Raw genomic sequence first — 7,769 nt, 5'->3', positions numbered from 1 at the left:
CGTTGTCTAATCGCATGCTCGGGGTCAAGCGAATTTCGAACACCCTACTTTGTTGCCGTGTTGCGGAGCATGCAGCGCGACATCTTTTCTTGATTGTGGGGAGCTTGCATCCTTTTTTTTGCAAACTCGTCCACTGCCGGGAGCAGGGTTGTCTCCGCGGTCGACACGCGGTCGCCGCATGATGGGTTTTCGCAGGGTGGGTCTTCCTATGTTCAAGGCGCAGTCTCGATCGAGCTACGACGGATACGACGGAATGACCCGACCCACGTCCACAGCAGGGACTCCCAGTGTCTCCTGAGCCACTGAGGCAAGGAGGCCAGCTTTTTCGCTTATGCGGGATCGCCAGCCAATGCGTTGAACACTTCGCCGGTTTTAAGCATGCTGTGCATGATGACGGCAAGCTTTCGCGCAACGGCAACCGCTGCACGCCTGAAGCCCAAGCGCTCACGCAGCTTCAGCCCCCATGTTTTGAGACTGCATTCGGCGCGGCGACTGGTTCTCGTGAGGAGGACGGTCGCCGCCTCGTAAAGTAATCCCCGCAGCTGACCGTCACCTCGTCGCGAGATATGGCCATCATAGTCGATCTCGCCCGACTGATAGCGCCGCGTCGTCAGCCCGAGCCAGGCGCCGACAGAGCGCGACGTCCGGAAGTTTACAGGATCCTCGATCGCTGCAATGTAGGAGACGGCCGTGACAGCGCCAACACCCGGAATCGTCATCAGAAGCTTTGTAGCCTGGCTCTCCCTCGCCGCTCCGAGCACCTGATGATCAAGATTGGCGGCATGCCTGCGTATGTCGCGCCACGCCTCGAGCAGGGGCAATACAACTAGCTCCAGTCCAGCATTTCCATCCAGCAGTCCCCTCACATTGGCATCAAATACCCGGCCCGCCCCCTTGGGCACGATGAGACCGAACGTCTTCATCAGGCCGCGTATCTGGTTGCTGAGCTGCTTGGAGATGCTCAAAAGCTGATTGCGCGCCGCCACCAGTGTGCGTGTTAGCATGCTATCGAAAGCCTTTACTCGAACTGCCTTGTAAAAGCCGGCTTCGGCCAACTGCGCCAAGCCATCCGCATCATTGGCGTCAGTCTTGTTGAGCGTCTCATTCAGCACCTTTTGCGCGTGCCGAGCTTCTATACAAATCGCGGGAAGCCCTTCGGCTGTCAGCGCATGATAGAACCACGTCGATAATGGGCCGGTCTCGAATACAACTCGTTTTGCTTGCGGGGCATGCTTGGAAATCATCTGAGCCAGAGCCTTTGGATCAGAAGGACATTTCCCTCGCCAGACCCGTTTCCCATCCTGCCGGATTGAGATCGCAGTATCTTTCAACGAAACATCAAGCCCAATATATTGGTCCATGGTTGCCTCCATTTGATGTTGGGCCCGGTTCCAATCGTGAGCCCGTATTTCCATCTTACCGGGGGCAACCACCCATGCCAGCTATTGCCGAGAGAAGGGTTACGGGGTGAACCGCCCGCGATTACCCCATGTTCAAGGCGAGCTCCCAATGGCCGAGGCCCTCTCATCGAGTGCCTTCACGCCCGTCGATGGAGACGTGCAGAAGCGCTCGCCGGCTCCTGGAGAAGGAGACGAGGACGAGCGCTCTGGCCGCATCTATTCCTTAACGATTGCTGTGACAGCTTCGACCACCTGCGACGCCATGGCGAACTCGCGGCCCCGACTCGAAATTCGATGGCGTTTTGCGATCCAGTCAAAATCGGTGTAGGCGGCGTAGACGGATCCGTCCTTCGCCTGATACACGAGGACCCGAACTGGCCAGTCAAGTCCGGCGAGCGGATTGGCGGTAATAAAGGTCGTGCCAAGCGCCGGATTGCCGAACATCACCAGGCGCGACGGACGCACCTCGTTGCCTGCGGCGTTGCCGAGCTTGGCCTGGTCGATGACGCCGAAGAGGGTGATCCCTTTTTCCTCGACGCTGCGCCTGATGCGGTTCACCGTCTCGCTGACCGAATAGCGGCTCTTGACCGTGACTATGCCGTCCCTGTCTGCGGCCTCTGTCGTCGAAACTTGAGCCGATGCCGTGATCGTGGTGGCGATCAGGGCGGCCAACCCTACTGCATTGCTGATCTGCATCATTGTAAAGCTCCTCTCTCTGGCCCCCAACGGGCTCCTTCAAGAATGCGGCTGTCTGCTGCGATTTGGTAATGCCGTCTCTTGTCTGTTTCGATAACTGGACCACATGGCCCGCAACGGGACGGCAAAAAGCATGGCGAGCACAAGCGTTGCGACGAGCGTCAGGACTGAAATGCTCCATCCGAACCGATCGTAGATCTGCCCGACCACCAGGCTCCCGAAGAGCCCGCCCGTGTAATAGGAAGCGAGATAGGTGCCGCTTGCTGTTGCCTTCTCACTCTCGGCGATGCGGCCGACCTGACTGGTTGCAAGCGCCTGCGCGAGAAACGTGCCGACGGCGACCATGGCAAGGCCTACAAGGACCACGGCGAGGCTGTTGCTGAACAGGGCGATGAGCCCGAGAACGGCGAGGAAGAGCGTGAGCACAATGCCGGCTCCGTCACCCAAGCGACGCGAAATCAATCCGCCGAGCGGCGTCGTGAACAGCGATGGCAGGAAAACGAAATAGACGAGGCCGAGTTGCATCGGCGAAAGCCCGAGCTCGACGAGCTGGAAGTTGACATAGGTGTAAGTCCCTATGAACACGAAGAGGATCAGGAAACCGATGGCGAGCACGCTTTGCAGCCGCCGATTGCCGAGCACCAAGCGCCAGCTCCCGTTGCTCCGCATTCGCCGGTCCGGCATCATGTGCGCCGTTCTCTTCAATGTGGTCCAGACGAGGGCCGCGCCCGCCAGGTTGAGAAGCGCGAAGGTTTGGAAGTTGATCGACAGTCCGCCGAGATCGGCAACCGCAGCCGAGAGAATGCGGCCGAAGAGGTTGCTGGCGACATTGCCGGTGACGTAGGCCGCAAGCGCGCCCGTTGCCCGCTCAGCCGGAGAATGCTCCGCAAGGTAGGCCATGGTGAGGGTGAAGGCGGTCGCCATGCACAGGCCCTGCGCCACACGCAGGCCAGCGAAGATCGCGATGTCTCGGGTTGTTGAGAGCAACACAGTCGGTACGGCAAGCAGTGCGAGACTGATCCAGATGCCGTTCCGCCGGTCCAGGTTGCGCCCAAAAATACCGACGGCAAGGCTGGCGGCCGCCATGCCGAAGGTGCTGGCATTGACTGCGAAGCCCATCGTCGCGCGGCTGACGTCGAACTGCGCCTGCAGGGACGGCAGGATTGCCTGGGTGGCGAAGAGATCGACGAGCGTCAGGAATGCTATGAGCGCAATGATGCCGAAGTGCCAGCGGTCGGCTATCGGATTTGCCAGAACGGAGACGGATACCGGCACCGTGGCGCGGTCGGGATTCGCCATCGCCTGTCCTCCTGAAGCGGGGACGTTTCCGGCCCGATGGCGGGAAACGTCCGGGTTGGGTTGATATTCGGCGTGCCGTGAGATCACATGGTGTCGGCGTCGCTGGCCATCGGCGGCAGGATATCTGCCGAATAGAGCACGGCCGGCTTCGCGCCGTTGTTCTTCCACCAATGGGCAAGATCGCCGAATTCGGCAGTGACTTCACCCGCCTTGTGTTCGATCGGGACTTTGCAACTGCTGCGATATTCCGTGATCGTGCCTTCCACGACCAGAATGTTGGCGGGACGCGCGTCGTGCGAATGCCACGGCACGATGCCGCCCGGCTGGACGACCAGCTTGCGCAGCCGCAGCGCATTCCCTTCCCACGCGCTTCCCTTCGAGGAAAGATCGATGGACGCGAGGACTTCGTCGGTCACGCCTTCAGGCGTCGTGGCGCCGGGCGCCATGGCATTTGCTGCGATCTGGTCCTTGGGGCATTCCCCGGCCATGGCCAATGGCGCCGCGAGTGTGCTTGCGAAGAGTCCGAGCGCCGCAACGGCGGCCAACGACAGACGGCCTGCGATGGATTTCTGAATCATGTCCGGTTCTCCTTGGTCGGTCCGGCCGGAGATATTCCGGCGGCACAAGGAGATTGCGGGACATTCGGCCGACAAAGAAATGCCGCCTGCTTTTGAATTCCATAGCTCAGAGCTATTGCGGGAGGGCTGAGGCGTCGGCGGCTGATCGGCGCATGTCAATGCCGGAATGCGGTGCCGCCCAGCCATAGGATTTGACTGCCCCGACGAAGGTGGCGACGGCCGGCGAGAACCGCCGGCCTGCGACAGTCACGAGGCAAACCTCCCGCGTGACCTCCGGCTCGACCACGGGCCGCACCTGCAAGCCTGGAATGACGGCACTGTATTCGGGAATGAAGCAGATGCCGAGCCCGCCGGCCACCATGTTTTGTATCCAGTCCTCCCGCTCGCTGGAGTAGGAGATCTGGGTCCTCACGCCAGAGGACTCGCACAACTCCGTGAGATAATCCCAGTATTCGCAGTTCACGCGCCTGAGATAGATCTCGCCATCGATGGCGGTAATGGGAATCGCATCGTATTGACAGAGACGGTGACCCGGAGGAAAGGCGAGCATGAACCTTTCACGAAACAGCGCGGTCACGTCGAAGCGTTCGGGGAACCGCTCGCTGCTCGCCATGATGGCCACATCTATCTCTCCTTCCCCAAGCAGTTCTGAAAGCTTGGACGGCACACCTTCGACGAGCTGAAGCTGAACGCCGCGGTGGCGCATGTTGAAGTCGGTCAGGAGGCCGGTAAACCGACGCGGTCCGATCGTGCACATGATGCCGACCTTCACATGCGCATCTTCCAGACAGAGAAAGCGTGACGCTTCCTGCCTGACGCCCGAGAGCTCGTCGAGAATCGACTGGAACCGCGGTCTCAGCAGGTTTCCGAGATCCGTGATGTGGGTCAGGTTCCGTTCCCGCCGAAACAGGAGCCCGCCGACTTCATCTTCGAGTTGCTGGACGGCACGGCTCAATGCCGGCTGGGTCACGTTGCATTTTTCGGCGGCACGCGTGAAATTTCGCGTCTCGCAAACGGCCAAGAAATACCGAACGTGGTGAATGTCCATACCCGCCCCCGCAAGGTTTTCATGTCCAGGCGGCGACTCTCCAATGCAGATGCCGCTTTCACCAATGCAATTCACCTATCGAATTCATAGCACAGTGGCATTTCAGTTGAAATGAATACAGCGCCATTCTCGCTCCGGAAGAGGCCCTTCGGCCCAAACATGAGGAGACGCGGACATGTTCAAAAGTACCGACGCTGAAATCGAGGCGATCTTCGGGCGCAGGGCGCTCGAGGGGCGCAGCGCCATCGTCACCGGTTCCACCAGCGGCATTGGTCTCGGCGTCGCCCAGGCGCTTGCCAAAGCGGGCGCGGCGGTGATGCTCAACGGCTTTGGCGATCCGGCCGAAATCGAACGGCAACGGGCCGAGATGGCGCAGGAAAACGACGTCGACGTCGCCTATGATAGCGCCGACATGTCGAGTCCGGAGGCGATCCGGATGATGGTCGAGCGCGCCGGCGCCCGCTTCGGGCAGGTCGACATCGTCGTCAACAATGCCGGCATACAGCATGTTGCCCCGATCTCCGAGTTCCCGACGGCGAAATGGGACGCGATCCTTGGGATCAATCTTTCTGCTGCGTTTCACCTCGTTCAGGCGACCTACGGGCCGATGCGCGCTCGCGGTTACGGACGCGTCATCAATGTCGCCTCGGCTCATGGTCTCGTCGCCTCGCCCTACAAGTCGGCTTACGTGGCCGCCAAGCATGGTCTCGTCGGGCTCACCAAGGTGGTGGCCCTCGAAGGCGCGGAATTCGGCATCACGGCCAATGCGATCTGCCCGGGCTATGTCTGGACGCCGCTCGTCGAACAGCAGATCGACGATCAGGCAAAATCGCACGGCATCGCGCGCGATGCGGTGATCCGCGATGTGTTCCTGAAGAACCAGCCGACCAAGCGGTTTGCTACGGTCGAAGAGATGGGGGCGCTCAGCGTCTTCCTGTGTAGCAACGCTGCCGCCTCCATCACCGGCACGGCGATCCCCGTCGACGGTGGATGGACGGCCCATTGATTGTCGCAGCGAAGAGGAGCAGAGCCATGAACGAGCACACGAAAGTGGACCTGCCGGCGCCCGCCGATCAGGAAAGACCTATCATGGCCGATGTGCGTACGGCACGAACGATAAACCTGGCGCTTCAGGGCGGCGGTGCGCACGGCGCCTTTACCTGGGGTGTGCTCGACCGGCTGCTAGACGAGCCGCACCTCTCCTTCGAAGGCATTGTCGCCACCAGTGCCGGCGCGATGAACGCCGCCGTCTTGGCCTATGGGCTTGCGGAAGGCGGGCGCAGCGGCGCGCAGAAGGCGCTCGCCAATTTCTGGCGCCGCATCAGCCACGCGGCAGCCTTCAGCCCGCTGCAGCCGAGCTTGCTGGACCGCGTAACCGGATCGAAGTCATTGGAGTTTTCGCCGGCCTTTGTCATTTTCGATATGGTGACGCGGCTGCTCTCGCCCTATCAGTTCAATCCGCTGAACTATAATCCGTTGCGCCAGGTCCTCGAGCAATCGATCGACCTTGACGCGATCCGCATGTCCCGTTGTCCGGTGAAGCTCAACATCTGCGCGACAAACGTGCGCTCCGGCAAGGTCAAGGTGTTTTCCAATGACGAGATCACGATCGACGCCGTGATGGCTTCGGCTTGTCTGCCGTTCCTGTTTCAAGCCGTCGAGATCGACGGAGAAGCCTATTGGGACGGAGGCTACATGGGAAACCCCGCCATTTTCCCGCTGATCTACGGCTGCGATACTCCTGATGTGCTGGTGGTGCATATCAATCCGCTGGAGCGAACGGAGTTGCCGCGGACCGCCGCCGAAATCCTGAACAGGATCAACGAAATCAGCTTCAATTCGTCGCTGCTCAGGGAGATGCGTGCAATCGCCTTTGTAACGCAGTTGATCGATTCCAACGCGGGTAATTCCCTCGGGCTCAAGCGCATCTTCGTGCACGGCATTTCCGACGATGAGACGATGAGAAACCTCAGCGTATCGAGCAAGCTTAATGCCGAGTGGGGAGCCCTCGTAGACCTCCGTGATCGCGGCCGACAATGCGCGGAGGACTGGCTGATGGCGAACTACGATGCAATAGGGAAGCGCTCGAGCGTCGATATCAGTACGCGTTATCTCTAGAGCGGTCTGAAGCGATTTCCGCCCGCATCCGCTCTAGAATCGATCACGTTTATGATTTTGGGTCGATTCGACCCAAAATCATCGTGATCTAGGGCGTTCGACGCCCGAACCAATCCCAGCGCGTCGCCACGGAGTGCGCGCAAGCTCTCTTTGCCATCTCCCTCCCGATGGCAGTCTTGCCCCCCAACCGGGGGGCTTTTTTTCGTCTCGGGTGCGTCCATCGCCGACGGATAGTTCGGCCTATCGAAACCATGCCTGAACAGCATTTCAAACAGCTCGAGCGGTCTGCGAAGCTTCTCAGCATCAGGCCGATGTGCGGTCTGAACAACGTCAGATCCAGGAGATGTTCAATGATCTACACGCGTACGCTCATCAGTTCCGCGCTTGCGGCGATCGCCTCCGTCTCGGCTTCCACGGCCTCGGCAGGACCGGCCGCCCAGCCCGACTACTCGTTCGAGAAGTGCTACGGCATCGTCAAGGCGGGGCAGAACGACTGCCAGACGGCAACCCATTCCTGCGCGGGGACCTCGACGATGGACGACCAGGCCGATGCCTGGATCTATGTGCCTGCCGGCACCTGCGGAAAGATCGCCGGCGGCAGCGACGCCCCGAAGGCCTGACGGCCCGCGA

8 protein-coding genes are annotated in these 7,769 nt (G+C 60.5%); 3 read left to right on the top strand and 5 right to left on the bottom strand.

Annotated elements, in window-relative coordinates:
• Positions 1-329: 329 nt before the first annotated feature.
• The 5 genes from GHK62_RS27330 to GHK62_RS27310 all read right to left on the bottom strand — a co-directional run bounded on the left by GHK62_RS27330 (position 330) and on the right by GHK62_RS27310 (position 5,021).
• Positions 330-1,361 (bottom strand): IS110 family RNA-guided transposase, encoded by a 1,032-nt coding sequence (locus GHK62_RS27330; RefSeq protein WP_153441690.1) that lies wholly within the window; start codon positions 1,359-1,361, stop codon positions 330-332.
• Between the two features lie 255 nt (positions 1,362-1,616).
• Positions 1,617-2,099 carry a DUF302 domain-containing protein gene (locus GHK62_RS27325; RefSeq protein ID WP_153441689.1) on the bottom strand — a complete coding sequence of 161 codons (483 nt, stop codon included), beginning with the start codon at positions 2,097-2,099 and terminating at the stop codon, positions 1,617-1,619.
• A gap of 36 nt (positions 2,100-2,135) precedes the next feature.
• The gene (locus tag GHK62_RS27320; RefSeq protein WP_153441688.1) at positions 2,136-3,395 is read right to left on the bottom strand and encodes an MFS transporter; all 1,260 of its coding nucleotides are present in this window, start codon (positions 3,393-3,395) and stop codon (positions 2,136-2,138) included.
• Between the two features lie 83 nt (positions 3,396-3,478).
• The gene (locus GHK62_RS27315; protein WP_153441687.1) at positions 3,479-3,973 is read right to left on the bottom strand and encodes a cupin domain-containing protein; all 495 of its coding nucleotides are present in this window, start codon (positions 3,971-3,973) and stop codon (positions 3,479-3,481) included.
• Between the two features lie 112 nt (positions 3,974-4,085).
• Complete coding sequence (locus GHK62_RS27310) at positions 4,086-5,021, bottom strand: LysR family transcriptional regulator (protein WP_153441686.1); 936 nt, start codon at positions 5,019-5,021, stop codon at positions 4,086-4,088.
• Between the two features lie 175 nt (positions 5,022-5,196).
• Here GHK62_RS27310 and GHK62_RS27305 point away from each other — a divergent pair, with 175 nt between their 5' ends.
• From GHK62_RS27305 to GHK62_RS27295, 3 genes are all read left to right on the top strand, one after another.
• Positions 5,197-6,027 carry a 3-hydroxybutyrate dehydrogenase gene (locus tag GHK62_RS27305; protein ID WP_153441685.1) on the top strand — a complete coding sequence of 277 codons (831 nt, stop codon included), beginning with the start codon at positions 5,197-5,199 and terminating at the stop codon, positions 6,025-6,027.
• A 26-nt stretch (positions 6,028-6,053) separates the two neighbouring features.
• On the top strand, positions 6,054-7,139 hold the full coding sequence (locus GHK62_RS27300; protein WP_153441684.1) for a patatin-like phospholipase family protein: 1,086 nt from the start codon (positions 6,054-6,056) through the stop codon (positions 7,137-7,139).
• A 350-nt stretch (positions 7,140-7,489) separates the two neighbouring features.
• Positions 7,490-7,759, top strand: coding sequence for a BufA1 family periplasmic bufferin-type metallophore (locus tag GHK62_RS27295; protein WP_153441683.1), 270 nt, complete (start codon positions 7,490-7,492; stop codon positions 7,757-7,759).
• Positions 7,760-7,769 lie beyond the last annotated feature (10 nt).

It is taken from the genome of Sinorhizobium terangae (genome assembly GCF_009601505.1).
GTDB classification, from domain to species: Bacteria; Pseudomonadota; Alphaproteobacteria; order Rhizobiales; family Rhizobiaceae; genus Sinorhizobium; species Sinorhizobium terangae.
The sequence above is the reverse complement of the archived record's forward strand: the minus strand, read 5'-3'. Positions and strand labels throughout refer to the sequence as shown.